Origin of the sequence: Pseudobacillus wudalianchiensis (assembly GCF_001685015.1) — a bacterium.
Classification (GTDB): domain Bacteria; phylum Bacillota; class Bacilli; order Bacillales; family Domibacillaceae; genus Pseudobacillus; species Pseudobacillus wudalianchiensis.
Genome location: NZ_MAYT01000029.1, coordinates 55028 through 80111 on the forward strand (window position 1 = coordinate 55028; position 25084 = coordinate 80111).

Consider the following 25084-nt stretch of genomic DNA (forward strand, 5'->3'; position numbering starts at 1 on the left):
TATATCTAATATCGGTTAAAAAAAAGTTTTTTGCATTCGTTTTTATAAGTATTTTGCAGTCAAAAAGACTTCATAAAAGAAAAAGAGAGTCGATACTATAAATATATCGTGTTTTCTTGTCGAATATTTAAATGATTTCTCCCATTTTTTCGACAAGAAAGGTACTTTTTTATATAACACGCCAAAAATAAAGAAAGACGGTCTATATAATGAAAACTTTATCAGAGTTTTATCAAGGAGACATCGTTCTTCTCTCTCTCATCATTGGCATTTTCGGATCGTTCGTTACGTTAAACTTGCACGATCGGATCACCTCCTCAAAAAGCTCAAAGAGAAAAACATGGATACTTCTCGCTTCCTTTTCTATGGGCTTGACGATCTGGTCTGTTCATTTCATTGGCATGCTTGCTTTTTCTCTGCCAATTGCGGTCGATTATAAAGTAGGAATCGTTCTATTATCGATTGTTCCGGCAATAGCAGCTTCAGCTATCGGCTTCTATACTCTTCATAAAAGACAAATGAAGCCCTTGACGATTGGCGTTTCTGGAATTCTTATCGGTCTAGCTATTGTAGCAATGCATTATTTAGGGATGAAAGCGATGGAAGTGACAGCGAGCATTTCCTACAGCCCCTCTCTAGTACTGTCATCTATTGTGATAGCAGCAGTTGTTTCATACGTAGCTCTTTATATTTTTTATGAGTTTAATAAAAAGAAGAAGCTCTCCTACAAATTGGTGTCCAGCATCATTATGGGACTTGGCATCGCCAGCATGCATTACACCGGTATGAAAGCAGCCAACTTTTGTGTTCCGAACAGCTTTGCTTATAATAACGAACAATTTGATCAGCCGCTATCGCTTATTCTTTTGATTTTCTTTATGGTCGGTCTGCTATTTATCTTTTTTCTCACTGTTTCTGTTTTTGATCAACAAACCGCCATGCGGCTTGCTTATTATGATGACCTGACAGATTTGCCAAACCGCCGAAAGCTTCAAGTGACGGCTGATTCTTATTTAGCTGAGGAACAAAAAACAATCGTACTCATCATGCTGGATATTGATAACTTTATGTGGATTAATGAAACATTTGGGTTTATGAACGGCAATTTATTGATGAAAGCTTTCTCGCATCGACTTGAATTACTCGTTCCTACAGATGGACTGCTGAGCCGGGTGGAAGGCAATAAATTTACGATCCTCTTTGTTGAAAGATACACGGAGCAGGAAGCGATCGAAAAAGCAATGAATTTGCTGAAGAGGCTATCTGATCCATTTACTATTCAGAAGCATCCCGTCACAGTAACCGTTTCCGCTGGCATCTCTTTCGCTCCAGCTCACGGCGGTACATTTGAACAACTAAATGCTGCCGCGGAGAAGGCTTTATATTTTGCAAAATCAAATGGTAAAAATCAAATTGTTATATACAACCCTGCCATCCACGATAATGAAAAAGAGCGCCAGATCGCGATGAGTTTTAGGGAAGCTCTACAAAACAATGAATTTTACCTGTGCTATCAGCCTAAATACAATGTGAAAGAAAAAAGGATCATCAGTGCTGAAGTACTTGTTCGCTGGAACAGTCCATTATTTGGCTTTGTGTCTCCTGCCGTTTTTATTCCAATTGCTGAGAAAAACGGCTTTATCACCGAATTAACGGAATGGATTTTGAATGAGGCCTGTCGGCAGATGAAAGAGTGGAGAAATTGTAACCATCCACTTGAAAAGATAGCTGTTAATATTTCTGCTCCAATGTTTCTGTCTAACGTCCTCCATCAGACTGTAACGGACACACTGAAGAAATACGATTTAGACAGCAAGCACTTGGAATTGGAGATCACCGAAACGTCTATTATGGAAAACCTTGATGCTGCCGTAAGTGTCATTGAACGTCTTAAAGAAGACCGTATTTCGATTGCTCTTGACGATTTCGGAACGGGCGTATCCTCGCTGACTTATTTGAAAAAGCTGCCGATTCATGCCTTGAAAATTGATAAATCGTTCATTGACGATATCAACACATCGCCTGAAGGCCGTGCACTTGTTCAGATGATTATAAATTTAGGAAAGTTATTTAGACTGCATATTGTAGCAGAGGGTGTGGAAACAGAGGAACAGCTGCATACTCTCGTTTCGTTGAATTGTGATGAAATTCAGGGTTATTTTATTAGCAAGCCGCTGCAAGCTCATGAGTTAAACGAATTTCTTCAAGCATTTCGTGTTGGATAAAGATAAACAGCAGAAATAAAAAAGACACAGCACCTGGAGCCTAACCTGGATGCTGTGTCTTTTCTATTTAGATCATAGGTTTAGCTGCTTTGCGCTAATAAACTAAAAAACCGGACGTTGTCCGGTTTTTTAGTTTATTTTTATGAAAGTTGAACAGCTGGCCCGAAGAATTCGAACTTGATTTGCTCTTCTGGAATGCCATTTTCTTTTAAATGTCCGATCACAGCGCCCATGAATGGAATTGGACCACAGATATAGCAGACACTGTTTGCAGGAACAACTTCTTTTAAAAACTCTGCACTGATGTGCCCTTCAACGTCACAAATAGTCTCTTGATTCTTTTTCTCGCCGTAAGCCACGAAGGAACGGGCATTTTCTAATTCGCTTACTAATTGTTTAGTGTGTTCTTTGAAAGCATGTGCTTCTTCATTGCGAGCAGCATGGATAAAGACAACTTCCCGTTTGCTGTTTTTGACTGCAAGTGTTTCAAGCATGCTCATCGTTGGTGTAATACCTACGCCACCGCTGATCAAAGTAACCGGTGCATCACTGTCCACATCAAGGTAGAAATCTCCAGCAGGTGCACTCACTTCAATAACGTCACCTTTGTTCACGTGGTCATGCAAGTAATTGGAGGCTTTCCCTTCCGGCTGGTTATCTGCTTCCCGCTTAACAGAGATACGATAATACTCGCTGTTAGGAGCAGCAGACAGGCTGTATTGGCGGTTGACGATATTTTTTTCACCAGGAATATCAAATTTCACAGTAATGTATTGTCCCGGTTGAAAATCAGGCAGCTGCACGCCATCTTTTGGCTTCAAGTAGAAGGAAGTAATAAGCGAGCTTTCCTCTACTTTATCAGCAACTTCAAACTCTTTAAAGTCTAGCCACCCACCTGGCTGTTCGCTTGCTTCTTTGTACATGTTTGCCTCTGTATCAATAAACACTTGGGCAATCGCTCCATATGCTTCTGCCCATGCATTAATAATATCATCTGTTGCCGCATCACCTAGTACTTCTTTGATTGCTTTTAATAAATATTCTCCGACTATTGGATAATGTTCCGGCTTAATCGCCAAGCTGCGGTGTTTATGAGCAATTTGTGTCACCGCTGGAATTAATACTTCTAACTGATCAATATATTTCGCTGCCGCATACACTGTGTTCGCTAGGGCTGTTTGCTGGCGGCCTTTTTCCTGATTAGCATGGTTAAAGATATCCAAAAGTTCTGGATGAGCTTCAAACATACTTTTATAAAAATGTGTGGTAATGTCTTTTCCTCTTTGTTCAAGTACAGGTGCAGTTGATTTTACAATATCAATGGTTTTTTGGGATAGCATCATAAGCCCTCCAATTAGTGGTTTGTTTAAAGATGTATTTTAAATACATCTTATTTATAATCCTTTTTTCTTCCCGAAGCAATACTTTTTAATGAGTGTAATAAAACGTTCACATTCTTTGATTCCTTGAATTGACACATATATAATAGATGTATCAAATAATAGTGGTGAAAAATATGAAATTAACTCTCTACACTGATTATTCGCTGCGTGTATTGCTCTATTTAGCCTCTAAACCACAGGATGAGCTTTCCAATATAAAAGAAATTGCTGATTCTTATCAAATTTCAAAGAACCACTTAATGAAAGTGATTCATGAGCTCGGCAAACTAGGACTTATTGAAACGATTCGCGGACGGGGCGGCGGTATCCGCCTTGCCCTTTCACCAGAGGATATTAACATCGGCCAAGTCGTCCGGCAAACAGAGGAAGACTTTCATTTAGTCGAATGTTTTGATCCAAGCGCGAACCGTTGTGCTATTACATCGATCTGCGGTTTAAAGCACGTTCTCTTTCAGGCCTTGCAAGCGTATCTTGCTGTATTAGATCAATACACATTAAAGGATTTGGCCGTAAACCCCGATGCGATGAGACAGTTGTTATTTAAAAAACCCGAAGATTGATACCCATCTTCGGGTTTTTTATATCTTTTCCGCATTTACATGGCACAAACGTGAAATGCTGTTTCTTAACAGAAAATTTGTACAGTTCCCCATAAAATGACCCTTTTGCCCGTATAAAATTTTGTCTCTTCCTCTATTCTTGTTACAATAGAATATATTCACTATTCTGTTTAAAAAAGGAGAGTACATATGTCAAACTTTCAGCAAACATTGGAAAAGTACGCCGAGTTAGCAGTAAAGGTGGGTGTCAACATTCAAAAAGGCCAAACCCTTGTTATTAATACCTCTATTGACTCTGCTGAGCTTGTGCGATTAATTGTAAAAAAAGCGTACGAAGCCGGCGCAAAGCATGTACAAGTGAATTGGGATGATGATACGGTGTCACGCCTAAAGTATGACTTGGCTCCTGATGAAGCATTCAAGGAGTTTCCAAAATGGCGTGTTCAAATGCTTGAACAATTGGCAGAAGAAGGCGCCGCTTTTATGTCGATCGTTTCATCTAGTCCTGACTTGCTAAAAGGGGTCAATCCTGAACGTATTGCCGACTTCCAAAAAGCAGCTGGTCAAGCAATGAGAAAATACCGCCAATATATCCAGTCAGATAAGGTTAGCTGGACCGTCATTGCTGCTCCATCACAAGCTTGGGCCGCAAAAGTGTTTTCTGATCTCCCAGCAGAAGAACAAATTCCTGCCTTATGGGAAGCAATCTTTAAAGCTGTACGGGCCGATACAGAGAACCCTGTCCAAGAGTGGAAAAATCATGACGCAGAATTGCATAAGAAAGTCGATTACTTAAACAATAAACGGTACAAAAAGTTACACTACAAAGCTCCAGGAACGGATTTAACGATTGAGCTTCCTGAAGGCCACCTGTGGGTCGGGGCAGGCAGTATTAACGAGAAAGGCCATGAATTTATGGCCAATATGCCAACAGAAGAAGTCTTCACCGTTCCACACAAAACCGGCGTGAACGGCTATGTATCCAGTACAAAGCCATTAAGCTACGGGGGAAATATTATCAATAATTTTAAAGTTACCTTTGAAAATGGCCGGATTACAAATGTCGAGGCAAAAGAAGGCGAAGATGTGTTAAAGAAATTGGTTGAGACAGATGAAGGCTCTCATTACCTCGGTGAAATTGCTCTCGTGCCTCACCATTCACCTATTTCAGAATCAAACATCTTGTTTTACAACACACTATTCGATGAAAACGCTTCTAACCATTTAGCTATCGGCAGCGCTTATGCATTCTGTATTGAAGGCGGTAAGTCGATGTCTCAGGAAGAGCTTGAACAGCATGGGCTGAACACGAGCATTACCCATGTTGACTTCATGATCGGATCTGCAGAAATGGAAATCGACGGCATTAAAGAAAATGGAGAAAATGAACCTATTTTCCGTAACGGAAATTGGGCAGAAGGCATTTAACGATAGAAAAAGCTGTTTCCGCGTTAAGCCGGAAACAGCTTTTAACGTTATTCAATCGATTAGATCACCCGGGGACAATTCGCAGGCTTTGTGCACGCTCCAACGCTGCCGCATTCAAAGCTAAAACTAGAAACCCGCCTAAAATTTAAAGGCTAAATTGATTTAAACGATTATAGTAATCAATGAGAAAATCATAAAATAATTTTTCTGAAGGCGGTAAAGTGCGTACTTTGGTTACGATGACGCCAACAGTTCTCGTTACTTGTGGTATACCAACGGGCAAGCTCACTGTTCCAGGCGGTGTTTGTTCAATTAACAACGTTTCTGGAAGGAGACTAACTCCGAGTCCAGCCTCTATTAGTCCCTTAATCGTGTAGACATCTTCGCTTTCAAAACCGACTTGAGGTTCAAAATTCGCCTGACGGCATGCTTCGATGACCAGCTTTCTCATATCGTAACCTGTTCGAAATAAAACAAATTGATCATGCATCAATTCTCGTAAATTAATGCTCTCTTTTTTAGCTAACCTATGATGGCTAGGAAGAAGCACTCTCATGCTTTCCGAGAAAAAGACTTGAGTTGAAATATCCGGCGTACTTTCTGGTACAGGGGAAACAAAAGCAAAATCAATTTCTCCCCTCTCTACTAGTTCGCGCAATTCCTTATTCGATCCTTGATGAAAATCAAAACCGATATCCGAATATTGACTGCGAAAAGCGGAAATAACACGCGGCAATGTTTTCGTAGCTAAAGAGGTCGGAAAACCGAGTCGGATTTTTCCAGTTTCAGGGTTCAAATAGCTATTGATTGCTGCAACAGCCCGATCGATTTCATTCATGGCTGATTCCATATGCTGCAAAAATATTTTCCCAGCAAAAGTGAGTTTGACATTCCGGCCTTCGCGCACAAATAATTCAACGCCGAGCTCGTCTTCTAACTTGGCAATTTGCCGGCTGACCGCTGATTGGGCCACGTGCAGACGATAAGCTGCTTCCGTAACATGTTCCTCTTTTGCCACTTCCATAAAATATTTAATTTGCCGAAGCTCCATTCTGTCCCCACCTTTTCAGCCATTTTGTATACTTCTTATTTTACCACGATATCTTTTTACAAACAGAAAAAAACGGACTAATCAAAGTCCGTTTCAGGATGTTGGCAAACGTTCGCTTTCTTGATTTCGCGTCCGACTGCGGTGCTCATGACCCTTATGATTGTTCCGCTCCTTACCAGGCTTCGTGCCTCGAAAGACAAGCGATTCCAATCAAACTGGATATTAAAAATATACTTCAACCACACTATTAAACGAACTAATAAAAGATCGTTTCTTTATTTTTTCATTGCGCCATAAAGAACGGCCTTCTGTGCGTGCATGCGGTTTTCAGCCTGCTGGAAGACAACAGATGCTTCTCCGTCCATAACTCCAGCTGAGACCTCTTCTCCGCGATGCGCCGGCAGACAATGCATAAACTTGCAATCAGGGTTAGCTATAGACAGAAGCTGTTCATTTACTTGATAAGGAGCAAATGCTTTCAAACGCGCTTCTGCCTCTTCCTCCTGTCCCATACTCGTCCATACGTCTGTATAAATAAAGTCTGCTCCTTTTACCGCTTCCTGTGGATCTTCAACAAACTCCAATTTGGCTCCTGTTTGTTCACTGATTCCCTTGGCAATCTCCACTATTTGCGGTGCCGCCTCATAGCCTGCTGGCGCGGCCAATGTAAAGTCCATTCCTACCATTAATGAACCGATCATCAATGAATGAGCAACATTGTTCCCATCCCCAACATAAACCATTTTTACCCCTTTAAATTGCCCTTTTACTTCGTAAACCGTTAAAAGGTCAGCCAGCGCCTGGCATGGATGGTATAAATCCGTTAAGCCATTAATAACTGGAATATTGGCCGCTTCTGCCAGCGCTTCAATTCTTGAATGGCTATGTGTACGAATCATGATTCCATCTAAGTAACCGGATAACACTTTTCCTGTATCCTCAATTGTTTCCCCACGCCCAATTTGCATGTCATTCGAGCTTAAGAACATGCCATGGCCTCCAAGTTGAATCATAGCTGCTTCAAAAGAAACGCGTGTCCGTGTGGAATGTTTTTCAAAAATCATTCCGAGCAGCTGTCCTTTCAGAGCTTCAGAATAATTTTCTTTATTTTTTTTCATATCGTCCGCTAAGTAAATAAGTGTTTCGATTAATTCTGGAGTATAATCTGCAAGCTTTAGTAAATCTTTTCCCTTTAACGCTTCAATGTTTTGCATATCCGTTGCTATCATTCTGTTCACCCCGTACACCAATTTTAGAATTTCATTCCCTGTTAATGATCTTATTAATATTTATACATCAAAACTAATTAAAATACAACATTAATTTCTGAATTCTTCTATTTTTTAAGAAAACAACAGAATCTTGCTTACATAGGGTATACTACGTATACTGAAGTAATTAGTGAGGTGCTGTATATGAGAGAAAAAAGATCAATGAAAGACACTTTGTCTATTAAAACAAGTTATGTCCTCCCTCCTGACACAAATCATCACGGCACTTTGTTCGGTGGTAAACTAATGGCTTATATAGATGATATAGCTTCCATTTCAGCAACCAAACTAGCTAGAAAGCCAGTGGTTACTGCTTCTACCGACTCCGTTGATTTCTTGAAGCCGATCGGTGTTGGGGATGCAGTTACGCTTGAGGCGATGGTCACTTATACTGGGACAACGAGTATGGAAGTATTTGTAAAGGTTTTATCAGAAAATTTAATGACAGGCGAAAAAGAAGTCGCCGCTATTTCTTTTCTAACCTTCGTCGCTTTAGACGAGTCGGGACGACCAACTGCTATTCCAGAAGTAGTCCCCGAAACAGAGGACGAAAAATGGTTAAATGAAACGGCTGTCAATCGAGCTAATCATCGGAAAGCCCGTAAAAAATATAGCAAAGAACTCGTTGAGTTTTTCTCTAGACCAGGAAAATAGACGGATAGGATGGAATAAACTGTGAAAACCGCTGAATTTTAGCGGTTTTTTAGTTTACAAAGATTAAGATTTGTTAACAATCCGATCCGCTTCCTTCCTTTCAAATCTAATTATTAGTTATCGGAAGAACGGATAGACACTGTAATAATAGAAGCTAGTTTGTAACATTCATCTTTCCATATTTTGTCCCATATACAGTATGATTTGTTCATCTTTATACTTATGAAAGAAACCTAAGAGGATTGCCATTTGGAGGAATGAATCATGTTTGGACAAACTGAAATTGGAATAGATTTAGGTACAGCCAACTTGCTTGTTTACAGTAAGGATAAAGGTATTATCGTCAATGAACCATCTGTAGTAGCGATCGACACAGAAACAAGAAAAGTGCTTGCTATTGGCACAGATGCTAAAAATATGATTGGAAAAACCCCTGGGCGGATTATTGCTACACGTCCAATGAAGGACGGTGTCATCGCCGACTTTGATATTACCTCTGAAATGCTTAAAGGGTTAATGAAAAAAGCCGGAAAAGTATTAGGTTTTAATATTCGCAAGCCAAATGTAGTCGTGTGTACTCCTTCCGGTGCCACTTCTGTCGAAAAAAGAGCGATCCAGGATGCAGTAAAGAGCAGCGGCGCTAAGACTGTTCATCTCATTGAAGAGCCTGTTGCCGCTGCTATCGGAGCTGATTTGCCTGTGGAAGAGCCTATTGCCAACTTAATCGTTGATATTGGAGGCGGCACAACGGAAGTTGCGATTATCTCTTATGGAGGAGTCGTTTCTTGTAACTCTATTCGCATTGGCGGCGATAAACTAGATGAAGACATTATTCAATATATCCGCAAGCAATATAACCTCCTTATCGGAGAGCGGACAGCAGAAAAAGTAAAAATGGAGATTGGCTATGCTTTAGTTGATCATCAAGAACGTTTAATGGATGTACGCGGACGCGATCTTGTGACCGGCTTACCGAAAACCATTGAAGTAAGCTCTTATGAAATCCAAAAGGCCATTAAAGAATCTTTGCTTGCGATCTTAGAAACGATTCGCGTGACTCTTGAAAACTCCCCTCCTGAATTAAGCGGTGATATCGTGGATAGAGGTGTTGTGATCAGCGGCGGCGGCTCCTTGTTGAATGGCATGCAAGAATGGCTCAGCCAGGAAATTATCGTTCCTGTTCACCTGGCACCAAATCCATTAGAGTCTGTGGCTATCGGTACCGGCCGTTCATTACACGTGATGAAAAGCTTACAAAAAGTAACGAGCTGAAAATAATCAATACAAAAAATAGAAAAAGCAGCCTTTTCGGCTGCTTTTTTGTTAGTAAATCGCTTCCTGATAAAAATAGTTAGGTGTTTTGATAGAATTATTATATTCTTTATGAAAAACATGGACGGCCGCTGGAGATACCGGCGGAATTAACCACGTCCAATCCCCTGTTACGGCTCTTCCTTCCCGCTCTTCGTTTTGCTCGAATGTTCTAAACTGCTGAGCGGCTGTATGATGATCGACGATGCTCACTCCTTCACTCTTAAATGAATGAAGAACAGCTATGTTCAATTCAACGAGTGCCCGGTCTTTCCACATAGATGAAGCCCTGCTCGTATCTAGTTCCATTCGCTCCGCAATAATAGGAAGCTGGTTGTAACGAAAATCATCCGCCAAGTTACGGGCCCCAACTTCTGTTCCCATATACCAACCGTTGAATGGAGCTGCTTTATACTCAATCCCCCCTATTTCCAGCTTCATATCCGAAATAATAGGAACGGCATACCATTTTAATTGCAGCTCGGCAAACCAATCGTATGCTGGATGAACAATGGAAACTTCCTTTACTAGCTCTTTATTCAATTCTTGCAGCTCAGGTGGACGATTGCCTATCTGCACAACCCAGGGTAATAGATCAAAATCCGTTCCTTCCCCTCTCCAGCCAAGCTTTTGACACCTAGCCGTTAAGTCAACGGAAGCCGGGTCCCCCTTTATTCCTTCTTCTATTTTATAGCCGGCATACCGAATCAATTGATGATTCCAAATACGAATTTCCTCTTGACCCTCTTTGGATGGCCGAAGGACGGTAATAGTTGGACGGATTTTCCCTTCATTCGTCGCAAACTCAACGTGACGGCTTAAAGCTTCAAATACCTCTTTTTCGGTTTCGGCTTTTCTTTCATCAAATACATGAAGCGTTTGCCAAAATAATCGTCCAATACAACGGTTACTGTTGCGCCATGCCATTTTTGCCCCATGGCTAAGTTCTTCATATGTTTGCGTGTATGTGCCCGTTGTTTCAATTTCCTCTCTTATTTCGTGAAGACGGGATTTTATTTCTTCGCTCGGTTTACTCAATTCCTGATAACAAACTGTAATAAATTCCTTCGCTTGCTTCCACAATTGTGTATTCATTTATTTACCGTCCTGTAAGTAGTATTTACCCACAGTATAGCATTTTTCTACTTTGCGCTTTGTGACGACTTCTAGAACTTAACTGCTGTACAAATGCTTCGGTTTTATCCTGCCACCTCGCGGCCACTGCGGTATGGCAATGCCAATTAAGATAATCATAATTCCAGAAACTTGTTCAGCGGTCAAGTGCTCGCCGGCGATCAGCATAGCGCCAAGCATAGCGGCTGGCAGTTCTGCTGCCCCGAGAATAGTAGCCACCCCCGAATCAACGTGCGGTGTACCGAGAGCGAAAAGAATAACGGGCACGAGGACACCCAGCAGTCCGACAAGCAGGCCGTATTTCCATAAACCGCCTGTCATCGTACCATCTACAATAAAAGCCGGTGATACGAACAATAAAGCGGTCAGCAAGCCGCCAAGAGAAATGATAAAGCTTTTTTGAATAGCCGGTACTTCTGTTCCTGTTTTTCCGCTGAAGAAAATAAACAAAGCAAACATCAAAGCAGCTAGAAGTCCAGAAATAAGCCCTTTTAGATCGCTTAACAAGTTAAGCCCCTCTGAAGATATCCCAGCAGCTAGAAGCGTCCCAGCCCATAAAACAACAGCCGAAACAATCTTTACAGCTGACGGAAACGCTCTTAAATAAAGCGATTCAATGAAAATTCCCATCCAAGTAAATTGAAAGAGCAGGACAATGGCAATAGAAGCTGACAGCTCCTGGATGCTTGTCGCATAAAAAACACCCGTTAAGCTAAGCAGCACACCAAGCCCAAGCAGTGAGGCGATTTGCTTAAACTGCAGCTTAATGCGTTTTGTTATAATGAAAGGGATCAGCATTAGCAGAAGTCCAAAGACATACTGTGAACCCGTCATCTGGCCGGCCTGATAACCTGCATTTGTTGCCAGCTTGACGACTGAAGCTTGAAAACCATAGCTGCATGCCCCTGCTAAAATAAATAACGAATAACGAAGCTGATTCAACCTGATTCCTCCTTTATCTGTTAAAAGTATAGCTCGCTGTCTTCTGTTCGACAATCCCTCTTAAATATTCTAAATTTTCTATTGACTAATCCCACTTAAAGAGATATGATATGTTCAATTATCTTACTAAATCTATATACATTTATTCTTATCAAGAGAAGCTGAGGGGACTGGCCCTGTGAAGCTTCAGCAACCAGCCGCTAGCGGGCCTAGGTGCTAAATCCAGCAAACTGCTTTGTCAGTTTGAGAGATAAGAAGGATTAAACATTCACAATGTAAAGCCTTCTTAATTGTAAGAAGGCTTTTTCTTATGATAAGAATAGCAATTCGGAAAGGACGGAAAATATGTCGTTATTAGAAAGGCTGCAAAACGAAGTACTACTAGCTGACGGGGCAATGGGTACTCTCCTCTATTCTTACGGAATTGACTTTTGCTATGAGGAGCTCAATATAGAAAAACCTGAGATTATTGAGAAAATTCATCGTGAATATATAAAAGCAGGCGCAGACGTTATTCAAACGAACACCTACAGTGCCAATGCTTTGAAACTGACAAGGTATGGAATGGAAGATCGTGTAGAAGAATTGAACAAAGCAGCCGTGCGTATTGCCAGAAAAGCCGCAGCGCCTAGTCAGCGGTTTGTACTCGGAACGATCGGCGGCATGCGCGGCATCCGCAAAAGCAGCGTCTCCCTCGCGGATATTAAAGCGTCCTTTCAGCAGCAGGCTGAAGCCATCTTATTAGAAGACCCTGATGGTTTCCTCCTTGAAACCTATTATGACTTTGAAGAACTAACGACCGTTTTACAGCTGCTCCGCCAAATGACAGACTTGCCCGTCATTTCCCAAGTATCGATGCACGAGCCGGGTATTCTGCAAAATGGCCTTTCACTAAATCATGCTTTCAAACAGCTTGAAGCACTCGGTGCCAATGTTGTCGGTGTGAATTGCCGCCTCGGCCCCTACCATACTATTCAAGCCTTTGAAGAAGTGACATTGCCTGAAAAGGCCTTTTTGTCAGCCTACCCGAATGCCAGCCTTCTTGATGTTGAAGACGGACGTATTGTCTACGAATCGGAAGCTGATTATTTTGGCCAGGCAGCGGTGCATTTGCGCAACGAAGGTGTCCGTCTTATCGGCGGCTGCTGCGGCACAACGCCTAAGCACATTGAGGCAGCAAAAAAAGCACTCGCTGGCCTTGCACCGGTTACAGAGAAAAAAGTAGTTGCTAAAAAACCTATTATTATTAAAGAGCCGGCACCGCTAGTTGTACCGCCGCTCCAGGAGCAGGTAAAGAAAGAACGGACGATTATCGTTGAACTTGATACGCCGAAACATTTAGATACGGCTACTTATATTAAGGGGGCTAAGGCTCTGCAACAAACAGGCATGGCGGCTATTACAATGGCCGATAACTCCCTTGCCTCTCCGCGTGTCAGCAATTTGGCAATGGGCTCTCTACTCAAAATGCAGCATCAGATCCGCCCGCTTGTCCATATTACATGCCGAGATCGGAACTTGATTGGCTTACAATCTCATCTAATGGGGTTACATGCTCTTGGACTTCATGATGTGCTTGCCATTACAGGAGACCCGACGAAAGTTGGCGACTTCCCAGGGGCCACTTCTGTATATGATGTTTCGAGCATGGAGCTTATCCAATTAATTAAGCAGTTAAACGAGGGAATTTCTTTTTCAGGCAAGCCGTTAAAACAAAAAGCAAACTTCTCCGTTGCAGCCGCCTTTAATCCAAATGTGCGTGTACTCGATCGGGCTGTGAAGCGCCTGGAGAAGAAAATTGAATATGGGGCTGATTACTTTATTACGCAGCCAATTTTTACAAAAGAAAAAATCGTCGAAGTATACGAAGCGACGAAGCATTTACCGACTCCAATTTTCCTTGGCATTATGCCACTAACAAGCTCGCGTAATGCTGAATTCCTTCATCATGAGGTCCCTGGCATTAAGCTGTCGGACGAAACACTTGCCAGAATGAAGGCACATGAGAATGATAAAGAAGCGGCAGCACTTGAAGGGCTCGCCATTGCAAAAGAATTAATCGATACAGCAGCCGAGCTGTTTAACGGTATCTATATTATTACGCCATTTATGCGCTATGAAATGTCCATTGAATTGATCCATTACATCGAAGAATTAGATAGAAAAATGAATGAAAGAGGGATCACTCATGTCCAAACAATATTCAATTGAACAAGAACTCGAAAAACGTATTCTTTTCTTAGATGGTGCAATGGGCACGATGCTCCAGCAAGCCAACTTAACAGAGGAAGATTTCGGCGGTGAAGAATACGACGGTTGTAATGAATACTTAAATCTTACCGCTCCCCATGTGATTGAAAAAGTTCACCGCGACTACTTGGCAGCGGGTACCGATATTATTGAAACGAATTCATTTGGCGGCACCCCTCTCGTATTAAATGAATATAACCTCGGTGACCAGGCATACGAGATTAACAAACGGGCAGCCGAAATTGCCCGTAAGTGTGCCGATGAATTTTCTACACCTGAGCACCCTCGCTTTGTAGCGGGCGCCATTGGCCCAACAACTAAAACATTATCCGTAACAGGCGGCATTGATTTTGATACATTAAGCCAAAACTTTGAACTTCAGGCGACAGCGCTAATTGACGGGGGCTGTGATGTTATTTTAATGGAAACAAGCCAGGACATGTTGAATGTCAAAGCAGGCATCCTGGGTATTGAGCGTGCTTTTGAAGCTACCGGAAAAAAGCTCCCTGTTATGATTTCTGGAACGATTGAGCCGATGGGTACAACACTCGCCGGGCAAAATATTGAGGCGTTTTATATCTCGATTGAACACATCAATCCATTATCAGTCGGCTTAAACTGTGCAACGGGACCTGAATTCATGACGGATCATATTCGTTCGCTTTCTGCCTTATCCAAAAGCTTTGTCAGCTGCTATCCTAACGCAGGTCTTCCAGATGAAAACGGCTGTTATCATGAATCACCGGATTCTTTAGCAGCAAAAATTAAAGGCTTTGCTGAAAAAGGCTGGCTGAATATTGTCGGCGGCTGCTGTGGAACGACACCGGATCATATTCGTGCGATGAGAGCGGCTATTGAAAATATCCCGCCACGCAAACGCCCGGAGCATCCTCATGATCACGTCGTTTCTGGAATCGAACCACTCCATTACGATGATTCCATGAGACCGTTATTTATTGGAGAACGGACAAATGTAATCGGCTCGCGTAAATTCAAGCGTCTCATCGTCGAAGGCAAATACGAAGAGGCAGCGGAGATCGCTCGTGCCCAAGTAAAAGGCGGCGCTCATGTTATTGATATTTGTCTTGCCAACCCCGATCGTGATGAGCTTGAGGACATGGAAGCGTTTATGCAGGAAGTTGTAAAAAAAGTGAAAGTGCCGCTCGTTATTGACTCGACTGATGAAAAAGTTATTGAAAAAGCACTGAAGTACTCCCAAGGAAAAGCGATTATTAACTCCATTAACTTAGAAGATGGTGAAGAACGCTTTGATGCTGTGCTTCCACTCGTCAAAAAATACGGCGCAGCCGTTGTCGTTGGTACGATTGATGAAACGGGCATGGCGGTTACCCGCGAGCGCAAGCTAGAAGTAGCAGAACGTTCCTACGACTTGCTCGTCAACAAATGGGGCCTTCCGCCTGAAGATATCATTTTTGACCCACTCGTTTTCCCTGTCGGCACTGGAGATGAGCAGTATATTGGCTCAGCCGAAGAAACAGTGGAAGGCATCCGGTTGATTAAAGAAAAAATGCCAAGATCATTAACCGTCCTTGGTGTAAGTAATGTATCATTCGGCCTCCCTCCTGTCGGTCGTGAAGTGCTGAATGCCGTTTATTTATATCACTGTACGCAGGCCGGGCTTGACTATGCGATCGTTAACACGGAAAAACTAGAACGCTTTGCTTCTATTCCAAAAGAAGAAATCACGATGGCGGAGAAGCTTTTATTTGACACGAACGATGAAACACTAGCCGTGTTTACTGATTTTTACCGCGACAAAAAGAAAGAAAAGAAAGAAGAAGATATTCCAAAAACAGTGGAAGGCCGGCTTAGCTACTATGTCGTGGAAGGAACGAAAGAAGGCTTAATTCCGGATTTGGAACAAGCCCTAACAATGTTCGATACGCCGCTTGATATTATTAACGGTCCGTTAATGGAAGGCATGGCGGAAGTCGGCCGGCTATTCAATGACAATCAGCTGATCGTTGCCGAAGTGCTGCAGAGCGCCGAAGTCATGAAAGCTGCTGTTGCCTTTTTAGAGCCTTACATGGAGAAAAAAGAAAATGACAATGGGAAAGGAAAAGTTGTCCTTGCGACAGTAAAAGGCGACGTTCACGATATCGGTAAAAACCTTGTCGACATTATTTTAAGCAACAACGGTTTCAAAGTAGTCGATTTAGGCATTAAGGTAACACCGGCTGAATTAATTGAAGCTATTAAAAGAGAAAATCCTGACATGGTCGGGCTTTCAGGGTTACTCGTTAAATCAGCTCAGCAAATGGTAATCACAGCCCAAGACATGAAGGCTGCAAACATTGATTTGCCAATTTTAGTCGGCGGTGCTGCTCTTTCCCGCCGCTTTACGGAAACTAAAATTTCGCCGGAATATGAAGGTCCGGTTTTATATGCAAAAGACGCTATGGACGGGTTGGCTATTGCCGGCCGCCTGCAAGATGCCGAAGAAAAAACGGAGCTCTTAAATGAATTAAAAGAGAAACAGGAAAAACGTAAAGAAGTAGAAGCTTATCGGGAGACGATGAAATCGACAACTTCTGTCGCCGTGCTCGAAAGACCGAAGAAAACGGTTCGTCAGGATGTTCCGGTCCTCGTACCACGCGACTTGCAGAAACGCATTCAGCGTGATTACCCTGTTGCTCACTTAGAGCCTTATGTCAATATGCAAACACTAATTGGCCATCACCTCGGGTTAAAAGGGAAAGTGGAAAAGCTACTCGCTGAACGAGACGAGCGAGCCGTTGCTTTAAAAGAAACGGTTGACGGCTTCCTGCAATCCGGCCGCTTAAGAACCGCAAGCGTCTATCAGTTCTTCCCTGCCCAGTCTGATGGGAACGATGTTATTATTTACGACCCGGCTGACAGCAAAACGGAAATTGAACGTTTTACATTCCCACGTCAGCAAAAAGAACCATTCCTCTGTCTTGCTGATTATCTAAAATCCGTGGACAGCGGCGAAATGGATTATGTTGGATTCTTCGTGGTCAGTGCTGGATTTGGCGTTCGTGAACAGTCTGTAGAATTAAAGGAAAAAGGCGAGTTTCTCCAAAGCCATGCTCTTCAAGCAGCCGCTTTAGAGCTGGCAGAAGGATTTGCTGAGCGGATTCACCAAGAAATGCGCGACCAATGGGGCTTCCCGGATTCAGTCGACTTTACGATGAAAGAACGCTTCGCTGCCAAATATCAAGGTCAGCGTTTCTCATTCGGCTATCCGGCTTGTCCAAATTTGGATGACCAGACAAAACTCTTTAAACTTCTTCAACCTGAAGAGATCGGCGTCCGCTTAACAGAAGGATGCATGATGGAACCAGAAGCGTCCGTTTCTGCTATCGTCTTTGCTCATCCTGATGCCAGATACTTTAACGTCGATTAATATAAAAGACAAGACAGCTCTCCGAATGGAAAGCTGTCTTTTTTGTAAGCTGCTTTCTCCACTTTTGCGGCGCTTTCTTTATCACTTAAGCTGCTTTGTTCACCACCTTGCCCGTTGTATCGTCCTTTTTCCCTTTGGCTTATGGCTGCTAATTTATTTTGTATAACCAACTTCCTCTAAGCCACATTAAGAGTAAAGGAGATGATCATATGAAGAAAAAAGAATCGAAGAGCCCATCGCTTGTTCCAGCTAAACCTGAAATGACTCTTCATACAGACGCAAGCGAATACTTGCCTGGCGAATCTGTTGATGCACATGCAAATCTTGAAGTCGCCAATGAACTGATCGGCCGCAAGGAAATTGGCCAGCAGCATAATAACTTGTAGCTGCCTACAGACTCGCATTTATTGATCGGGCCACTTCTTTAAAAACACTAGTCGTTTATCTATTGGATAAACGACTGGCTTTCATCTCCTTCTTACCATGATTCTGATATCGATTTTTAGGGCGCGCCAACACACTGTTTCACTCTAAACATTCACCAGCTGTCTGACCTGTGCTTTTTAATATTCAATCATTAAATTAGATGTTCTTTTATATTTATATACACTATATTTTAATTCCGCTTGCATATTAAAATTTTTAATGTTATATTTAAAAAGAATTATTTTTGTTCGGTAAGGATTGATAAGTGATATAACTTTCGTCTGGAAGATTTAGAGCAAGGATAGTACCACAATGTATGCACGGCATACGAGGAGGAAACACACATGGAACAAGGTAAAGTAAAATGGTTTAATTCAGAAAAAGGTTTTGGATTCATCGAACGCGAAGGTGGAGACGATGTATTCGTTCACTTCTCTGCTATCCAAGGCGAAGGCTATAAATCTTTAGACGAAGGTCAAGCAGTAACTTTTGACATTGAACAAGGTCAGCGCGGATTACAAGCAACTAACGTTCAAAAAGCATAATTTTAAACCTAACGTATATGAACAGACTCTAAAATTAGAGTCTGTTTTTTATTTAAGCTCTATTAAAGTTAAAGGTTGTTTTTCAAGAGTTGATTGCAGGGGAAACCCGTTGCCAAGTACAGAGTCTTACTCGACACAATATAAAAATTCCCTGCCCATAAATGAGCAGGGAATAACGAAACAAGTAATAGTAAATGGTAGACTCAGTATAGCATAGTATTCCTCTAACCACTAATCATTTTTTTGTTTTTAACGATTATCTACCTTTTCCGGATACAAATCATGATTCATCAAGCGGTAGTTCGCCATTTCTTCAAACTTTGTTCCCGGACGTCCCCAGTTGCAGTACGGGTCAATGGAAATGCCGCCACGCGGTGTAAATTTGCCCCATACCTCAATGTAGCGTGGGTTCATTAATTTAATCAAGTCATTCATAATGATGTTGACGCAATCCTCATGGAAGTCGCCATGGTTGCGGAAACTAAACAAATACAGCTTTAGTGATTTGCTTTCTACCATTTTAATATCCGGAATGTAACTAATATAAATGGTCGCAAAATCCGGCTGGCCGGTTACAGGACAAAGACTTGTAAATTCCGGGCAATTGAATTTTACAAAGTAGTCACGATTTGGGTGCTTGTTATCAAATGACTCTAAAATGGATGGGTCATATTCGAATGTATATTTTGTTCCTTGATTGCCTAAAAGTGAAATATCTTTTTTCAATTCTTCTTCGTTTCTTCCTGCCATTAGAAGATTCCTCCTTCTTCAAACTATCTTCCATTATAAGCGTGCTTGCCGTGATAATCAAAAAAGATTTACAATAAAAGAAAGGGGTGATTATTTTGCATACGATTTCGTCGCTTGCAGAGCTGCATACTGCCGTTGACCAGCATGATGCCGCACTCGCATTTATTTCAGGACCCAACTGCTCTGTGTGCCATGCGATTCAACCGCGTGTAGAGGAATTATTAAAGCAGTTCCCTGCTGTCTATGCAGTTCATGCCGACATAGCGGAAACCCCGGAAATTTCCGGTCAGTACACTGTTTTTTCCGTGCCAGCTGTGCTATTTTTCATTCATGGAAAAGAAATATTCCGGCAAGCGCGCTTTATTCTGATAGACGATCTTGAAGAAGACATAAAGCAGGCATTAAACTTAATTTGAAAACGAAAAAAAGATACCACTTATTCCGTGGTATCCCTAAGAAGTTGCCAAATGGCCGCTTTATTCGTTGCTCGCTTACAATTAGCCTGATGACAGATAGAGTATGCTTTGTTTACCATCTCAGGATTCCAGTGCCCTTACTTTAATTAAACAGGAATGGACTGGCTCTTGCCGCCGAGATAAGCATCGCGTACTCGCGGATCTTTCATCAGCGCTTTCGACTCTCCCTCAATTGCAATTTCACCGCGCTCCATAACACATGCACGGTCGGCTACTTTTAAGGCAGCTTTTACGTTTTGCTCTACTAAAATAATGGTCGTGCCAAACTCTTCACGCAGCTGATCAAGAATATTCATAATATCCTTTACGATAAGCGGCGCCAGACCTAGTGACGGTTCATCCAACATCATTAGCTTTGGATTGGACATTAACCCACGCGCGATCGCGAGCATTTGCTGTTCTCCTCCACTTAATAAACCGCCGGGGCGATCTTCCATCGTTTTCAATTTCGGAAACAATTCATAACAACGATCGATATCCTTTTGAAGCGTTCTTTTACTGTGTCTATAGCGGTGATAAGCGCCTAGCATCATGTTGTCTTTTACCGACAAAGCATCAAAAATCTGCCGGCGTTCCGGTACAAGGCAGATGCCCTTTTTGACAATCGCTTCTACTTTTTGTTTACCGATATCTTCCCCTTCGTACGTAATGCTTCCTTCGCGCTGCTGATAAATCCCTGCAATAGTGCCAAGCAGCGTACTTTTCCCGGCCCCATTTGATCCGACGATCGCAAAGATTTCCCCTTTATTCAGCTCGAAAGAAATCCCTTTTAATACGTGGAGGAAACCATGATACGTATGAACATCTTTAACCTGTAACATCAAATCGCCTCCTCCTCGTCTTCCGTTCCAAGATAAGCGGCTATTACCTTCTCATTTTCATAGATCTCAGCCGGGGTTCCCTCTGCAATCTTCTTGCCGTAATCAATAACGACAATTCGATCCGAAATGCCCATTACCGTTTCCATGTCATGTTCAACGAAAAGAAAGGACATGCCTTCCTCCCGTTTTTTCTTAATAATATCAACGAGCTGTCTTGACTCCTGCGGGTTTAGCCCCGCCATTGGCTCATCAAGAAGAATCAATTGCGGTGAAGAAGCAGAGGCTCTAGCAATTTCAAGCAAACGCTGGTTTCCATAAGGAAGCACTTCTGCCGGCTCGAAAGCAAGGTCCGCAATGCCGACTTTTTCCAGACAGCTCATCGCAATGTCAAACGCCTGCTGTTCTTCTTTCTTCACTCCCATAAGCCGTAATCCAGCTTGCAGGAAACCTGTTTTCAAACGGCAGTGTACACCTGTCATAACATTCTCAATGACGCTCATATTTTCGAACACCTGCAAGTTTTGGAAGGTCCGGGTGATGCCTGCCTCGGCTATTTGATAAGGCTGTTTGCCTGTTAATTCTTTTCCATCGAAAAATACCTGACCAGACGTGGGGGGTAAAACGCCGGTGATCATATTAAAAAGCGTTGTTTTCCCAGCACCATTTGGTCCGATGACAGCGACAATTTCGCCTTGATTCAAATGAAAATCAACTTCACTTACCGCCACCACTCCTCCAAAAGCTTTTGTTAATCCTTTTACCTCAAGCAGCCGTTTACTCATTATTTACTACCTCCCACTGTTGCATCAGCATTAGGTGGTCCAGTAACAGCCTGCTTCTTACTTTTACGGCCCACTAGGCGTCCCCACAGCTTTCCAAGTGTCGGCGCAAGCCCTTGCGGCATGTAAATTAAGATTGCAACAAGAAGAACACCAAAGAAGACAATTTGGAACTCTCCTCCTACATTCGGAAAGAATACAGGAACAATATCTTTTAACAACTCATTTAAAAGGACGTAAACGATCGCACCAATCATGCCACCCCAGATATTGGCCGATCCGCCGATGACGACCATGATTAGAAAGTTAATCGACTCCATCGCGGTAAATAAATTAGGATTGATAAAAGTGACATAATGCGCATAAAGACTGCCAGCAACGGAAGCGTATACAGCACTTAATACAAACACCTTTAATTTATATTGTTGGATATTCACTCCAATCGAATTGGCGGCTATATCGCTGCCATGAATGGAACGAAGAGCCCGGCCGACACGTGAATCAATGACATTTTTAGAGAATAGAATGCCGATAATGAGCAAGACCCAAATTAAGAAGTAAAATTTTAAATCGGTATCAAAAGAAAAACCGAACAGGCTGAAAGATGGAATTCCGAAGAAACCATTTAATCCACCCGTAATTTCTTTCAATTCTTTGAAGAAGGTAAATATAATGATGCCAAATCCGAGTGTAGCAAGAGCGAGGTAGTTCTCTTTTAGCTTCAATGTTGGAATACCAATTAAAACGGCAATAACAATGGAAAGAATGACACCGACGAGCACTCCGACAATTCCCGGCATTCCATGGGTTCCAGTCATTACGGCTGAAGCGTAGGCTCCTACACCATAAAAAGCCGCATGGCCTAGTGATATTTGTCCTGCGTATCCCATAAGCATCGTTAAACCAGTTGTGACGATGGCATAAAGGCCCACTAAGATCAAGACACTTAAGAAAAAGGAGTTAACAAAAAAAGGAACGATAGCAAGAACGACGATAAATAAGAAAAGGCCGCCATAATGTCTGTTGTATAAATCATTTACTCTTGAATGATTCATCTACTCTACACCCGCTTTCCGGTCGCTTTGGCAAACAGTCCGTTCGGCATGAAGAATAGGACGAGGAGAAGCAATGCAAAGCTAATTGCATCTTTATAACCCGATGTCCATAAACCTTCTGTAAACGATTCCAATATTCCGATCATAAAAGCACCAATAATAGCCGCTGGAGCATTCGTTAATCCGCCAATGACGGCTGCAACGAAAGCTTTCATCCCAATCATTAAGCCCATTTCGTATGTCGCTCCCGAAATCGGCGCAATGATAATACCGGCAATGGCCCCAAGCCCTGCACTAACGGCGATTGAAATAAATGACATCCACTCAGGTTTGATTCCCATTAATCTCGCAGCAGAACGATTGACTACACAGGCTGTAACAGCTTTTCCGATAAATGTTTTGTTAAAAAAGTAATGCATCGCAATTAAGCTGACTACTGATATCCCGACTGCCCAAATGCTTTGAGGCAGCAATACCGCATTTAAAACATTAATCGGATTGTTTTCCGTAAATGGCGGCAAGGATCTTGGTTGTGTTCCCCAAATTAAAATAGCAAGCCCGCGTATGGCAATCGCTACACCGAGCGTGATGATAATGAGGGTCGGCAGCGATGCATTACGTGCTGGATAAATCGCTGTCCGCTCGAAAATCCCACCGACCAATACAACAATTCCAATACTTAAAATAATGCCTAAACCCATTGGTATATCCATTGAAACGAATGTAATGGCAAGCATCGCCCCAAGCATCGCAAAATCTCCTTGGGCAAAGTTCAAAACACCTGTAATGTTATAAGTAATAACAAATCCAATGGCAACTAATGCATAAATACTGCCGATCGTTAAACCGGAAAAAATCAGCTGGATAAATTGACTAGTTAGCTCCACTCTTAATCCCACCTCTTATTAGGAAAGCAGGGAATTCGCCTACTCCCTGCTTTCCCTTTGATCACTCATTCAGTTTGCCGATAATTACTCTCCTAATGTCCATTCGCCCTTTTCATCGATTTTCACCATGACAAGACTGTCAGATTTCAAACCGTTATGGTCCTCTGGAGACATTTTGAACGTACCAGAAATTCCAATAAATCCATCTGTTTGTTCAAGAGCTTCCCGGATCTTTTCTTTATCTGTGCCTCCTTTTTCAATGGCTTCCGCTAAAATATGAATCGCATCATAGGCATGCCCGCCAAATGTACTTGCTGCATTGCTGTACTTGCTTTCATAAGCTTCTTTAAAAGCAGTAAGCTTTTCTTTTTGTGGATCGTTATTATCCAGTTCATTTAGCACAAGTAGTTTACCTGCTGGGAAAACAACTCCATTTGCTGCCTTGCCTGCTAATTCAACAAATTGCTTTGTTCCAATTCCATGACTCTCGATTACAGGAACGTCCATACCAATTTCACGAATGTTCTTTGTTACAACCGCTGACTCTTGTGCCGTCCCCCAAACGATAATCGCTTCAGGCTTTGCCTTTTTCACTCGAGTTAAAGTAGATTTCGCATCGTTTACAGTCGCTTCGAATTCTTCTTCAATAACTGCTTTCACGCCATGATCACCCGCAAGTTTAGCAAATTCCTCATGACCACTCGTACCATAAGAGTTAGCTACATTCAGCCAAGCCACTTTTTTAAGACCTTGTTTTTCTAAATATTCAAGCAATTTCGGGATGACTACGTCGTCTCCTTGAGCTGTTTTAAATGTCCACTTACGCGGCGATTTGTCATCTGGATTATTAACTTGTTTACTGGCTGCTAGTGAAACATATGGAATGCCTGCCTTTTCAATAAGCGGAATCATAGCAAGACTGTTACCACTAATTGTACCACCGATAATAGCTGTTACTTTTTCCTGCTCAATCAGCTTTTTTGTAGCGAGAACAGCTTCATTTTGATCTGACTTTGAATCAATAGAAATAAGTTTAATTTTCTTGCCGCCGATACCGCCCTTTTCATTTAGCTCATCGACGATCATTTTTATTGTTTCCTCTTCCCCTTTACCAAGTGGTGAAGCACTTCCAGAAGCGTCAATTACACTGCCAATTTTAATTTCTCCCCCAGAGTCTTTCCCGCTGTCGCTGCCTGATGCAGAATCAGCATCTCCGCCGCCGCATGCAGCGAGCAACAACATCATCATTACTGTTAAAAGTGCTAGAATCCTTTTCTTCATTTCCTTCTCTCCCTTCAAACTTACAGCACTCCTTCTAGGTCTAAGGTAGTTAAATTGCGATTGTAAAGCATAGGAAGGAAAGCCGTTCTTTCTTTATAAAGTAAAGCTGATTTAATCCATGTAATATCATAAGTTAAATCAGCTTTCTTTTTCTGTTATACTTTTTAATATCAATTCTAAAGAGGGAAATTAGTAGTATTTTTATTGAAAACCCTTCCATATATCCCTTTAAACGTAATAATATATTAAAAAATGGACGATGACAAGACAATTTTCACGAAAATATCAAATTTTCAGACTTGTATTTTTATAACATTTAAACAGTATATCGTTGTCTATTTTGTTATATGACAGAACGAGTTTTCCCCCTTGTCCTTTCATCTCTTCCAGCTACTTTATAAACCAATAGCAATGAACTAAAAAAATGAATACATCCCATCTTTCTAA

The 25084-nt window shown here is 42.0% G+C and carries 22 protein-coding genes and 1 riboswitch; of the genes, 10 read left to right on the forward strand and 12 right to left on the reverse strand.

The annotated features are described in order from the left end of the window. Positions 1-209 precede the first annotated feature (209 nt). Entirely contained in the window at positions 210-2225 is a 2016-nt protein-coding gene (locus A8F95_RS17180; RefSeq protein ID WP_065411648.1) for a bifunctional diguanylate cyclase/phosphodiesterase, read from the forward strand. A 140-nt stretch (positions 2226-2365) separates the two neighbouring features. On the opposite strand, the gene hmpA is transcribed toward A8F95_RS17180, so the two are convergent. Continuing rightward, on the reverse strand, positions 2366-3565 hold the full coding sequence (hmpA, locus tag A8F95_RS17185; RefSeq protein ID WP_065411649.1) for an NO-inducible flavohemoprotein: 1200 nt from the start codon (positions 3563-3565) through the stop codon (positions 2366-2368). A gap of 176 nt (positions 3566-3741) precedes the next feature. Here hmpA and A8F95_RS17190 point away from each other — a divergent pair, with 176 nt between their 5' ends. Both A8F95_RS17190 and A8F95_RS17195 read left to right on the forward strand, forming a co-directional pair. Further along, positions 3742-4188, forward strand: a complete 447-nt coding sequence (locus A8F95_RS17190; protein WP_065411650.1) for an RrF2 family transcriptional regulator — start codon at positions 3742-3744, stop codon at positions 4186-4188. Between the two features lie 189 nt (positions 4189-4377). Continuing rightward, positions 4378-5616: an aminopeptidase gene (locus tag A8F95_RS17195; RefSeq protein WP_065411651.1), complete on the forward strand. Its 1239-nt coding sequence runs from the start codon at positions 4378-4380 to the stop codon at positions 5614-5616. A 145-nt stretch (positions 5617-5761) separates the two neighbouring features. Here the strand turns inward: A8F95_RS17195 and gltC are convergent, their stop codons facing one another. Together gltC and argF are read right to left on the reverse strand one after the other, a co-directional pair. Next, a complete protein-coding gene (gene gltC / locus A8F95_RS17200; protein WP_065411652.1) occupies positions 5762-6667 on the reverse strand; it encodes a glutamate biosynthesis transcriptional regulator GltC in 906 nt (301 codons plus the stop codon). A gap of 275 nt (positions 6668-6942) precedes the next feature. Then, positions 6943-7896, reverse strand: a complete 954-nt coding sequence (gene argF, locus A8F95_RS17205) for an ornithine carbamoyltransferase (RefSeq protein WP_245671417.1) — start codon at positions 7894-7896, stop codon at positions 6943-6945. Between the two features lie 186 nt (positions 7897-8082). On the opposite strand from argF, the gene A8F95_RS17210 reads away from it, so the two are divergent. Together A8F95_RS17210 and mreBH are read left to right on the forward strand one after the other, a co-directional pair. Further along, positions 8083-8592, forward strand: coding sequence for an acyl-CoA thioesterase (locus A8F95_RS17210; RefSeq protein WP_065411653.1), 510 nt, complete (start codon positions 8083-8085; stop codon positions 8590-8592). A gap of 264 nt (positions 8593-8856) precedes the next feature. Then, entirely contained in the window at positions 8857-9864 is a 1008-nt protein-coding gene (mreBH, locus tag A8F95_RS17215; RefSeq protein ID WP_065411654.1) for a rod-share determining protein MreBH, read from the forward strand. 51 nt (positions 9865-9915) lie between these two features. Here mreBH and A8F95_RS17220 read toward each other — a convergent pair whose 3' ends face one another. Next, positions 9916-10998 carry a nitric oxide synthase oxygenase gene (locus A8F95_RS17220; RefSeq protein WP_065411655.1) on the reverse strand — a complete coding sequence of 361 codons (1083 nt, stop codon included), beginning with the start codon at positions 10996-10998 and terminating at the stop codon, positions 9916-9918. Between the two features lie 78 nt (positions 10999-11076). Next, positions 11077-11979: an EamA family transporter gene (locus A8F95_RS17225; RefSeq protein WP_065411656.1), complete on the reverse strand. Its 903-nt coding sequence runs from the start codon at positions 11977-11979 to the stop codon at positions 11077-11079. A gap of 145 nt (positions 11980-12124) precedes the next feature. Further along, positions 12125-12236: riboswitch (SAM riboswitch) on the forward strand. A gap of 88 nt (positions 12237-12324) precedes the next feature. Here A8F95_RS17225 and A8F95_RS17230 point away from each other — a divergent pair. Together A8F95_RS17230 and metH are read left to right on the forward strand one after the other, a co-directional pair. After that, a complete protein-coding gene (locus A8F95_RS17230; protein ID WP_065411657.1) occupies positions 12325-14190 on the forward strand; it encodes a bifunctional homocysteine S-methyltransferase/methylenetetrahydrofolate reductase in 1866 nt (621 codons plus the stop codon). Then, the gene (gene metH, locus A8F95_RS17235) at positions 14168-17617 is read left to right on the forward strand and encodes a methionine synthase (RefSeq protein ID WP_065411658.1); all 3450 of its coding nucleotides are present in this window, start codon (positions 14168-14170) and stop codon (positions 17615-17617) included. Before A8F95_RS17230 ends, metH begins: the two co-directional genes overlap by 23 nt. Here the strand turns inward: metH and A8F95_RS22645 are convergent. Further along, positions 17614-17787 carry a hypothetical protein gene (locus A8F95_RS22645; RefSeq protein ID WP_176713737.1) on the reverse strand — a complete coding sequence of 58 codons (174 nt, stop codon included), beginning with the start codon at positions 17785-17787 and terminating at the stop codon, positions 17614-17616. The genes metH and A8F95_RS22645 overlap by 4 nt on opposite strands. A gap of 39 nt (positions 17788-17826) precedes the next feature. Between A8F95_RS22645 and A8F95_RS22650 the strand changes: the two genes are divergently transcribed. Together A8F95_RS22650 and A8F95_RS17240 are read left to right on the forward strand one after the other, a co-directional pair. Continuing rightward, positions 17827-18003, forward strand: a complete 177-nt coding sequence (locus tag A8F95_RS22650) for a hypothetical protein (RefSeq protein WP_176713738.1) — start codon at positions 17827-17829, stop codon at positions 18001-18003. Between the two features lie 384 nt (positions 18004-18387). Continuing rightward, on the forward strand, positions 18388-18588 hold the full coding sequence (locus A8F95_RS17240) for a cold-shock protein (protein ID WP_049660375.1): 201 nt from the start codon (positions 18388-18390) through the stop codon (positions 18586-18588). A gap of 249 nt (positions 18589-18837) precedes the next feature. Here the strand turns inward: A8F95_RS17240 and queF are convergent, their stop codons facing one another. Further along, positions 18838-19338, reverse strand: a complete 501-nt coding sequence (queF, locus tag A8F95_RS17245) for a preQ(1) synthase (protein ID WP_065411659.1) — start codon at positions 19336-19338, stop codon at positions 18838-18840. Positions 19339-19433: 95 nt separating this feature from the next. Between queF and A8F95_RS17250 the strand changes: the two genes are divergently transcribed. After that, the gene (locus A8F95_RS17250) at positions 19434-19754 is read left to right on the forward strand and encodes a thioredoxin family protein (RefSeq protein ID WP_065411660.1); all 321 of its coding nucleotides are present in this window, start codon (positions 19434-19436) and stop codon (positions 19752-19754) included. Between the two features lie 146 nt (positions 19755-19900). Here A8F95_RS17250 and A8F95_RS17255 read toward each other — a convergent pair whose 3' ends face one another. The 5 genes from A8F95_RS17255 to A8F95_RS17275 form a co-directional block, all read right to left on the reverse strand. Beyond that, the gene (locus tag A8F95_RS17255; protein ID WP_065411661.1) at positions 19901-20635 is read right to left on the reverse strand and encodes an ABC transporter ATP-binding protein; all 735 of its coding nucleotides are present in this window, start codon (positions 20633-20635) and stop codon (positions 19901-19903) included. Continuing rightward, the gene (locus tag A8F95_RS17260) at positions 20635-21417 is read right to left on the reverse strand and encodes an ABC transporter ATP-binding protein (protein WP_065411662.1); all 783 of its coding nucleotides are present in this window, start codon (positions 21415-21417) and stop codon (positions 20635-20637) included. The genes A8F95_RS17255 and A8F95_RS17260 overlap by 1 nt, the downstream gene beginning before the upstream one ends. Next, positions 21417-22469 (reverse strand): branched-chain amino acid ABC transporter permease, encoded by a 1053-nt coding sequence (locus A8F95_RS17265; RefSeq protein ID WP_077247418.1) that lies wholly within the window; start codon positions 22467-22469, stop codon positions 21417-21419. The genes A8F95_RS17260 and A8F95_RS17265 overlap by 1 nt, the downstream gene beginning before the upstream one ends. Before the next feature lie 5 nt (positions 22470-22474). Then, positions 22475-23356 carry a branched-chain amino acid ABC transporter permease gene (locus tag A8F95_RS17270; protein ID WP_049660366.1) on the reverse strand — a complete coding sequence of 294 codons (882 nt, stop codon included), beginning with the start codon at positions 23354-23356 and terminating at the stop codon, positions 22475-22477. Between the two features lie 84 nt (positions 23357-23440). Beyond that, positions 23441-24637 (reverse strand): ABC transporter substrate-binding protein, encoded by a 1197-nt coding sequence (locus A8F95_RS17275; RefSeq protein ID WP_065411827.1) that lies wholly within the window; start codon positions 24635-24637, stop codon positions 23441-23443. Between the last annotated feature and the right edge of the window lie 447 nt (positions 24638-25084).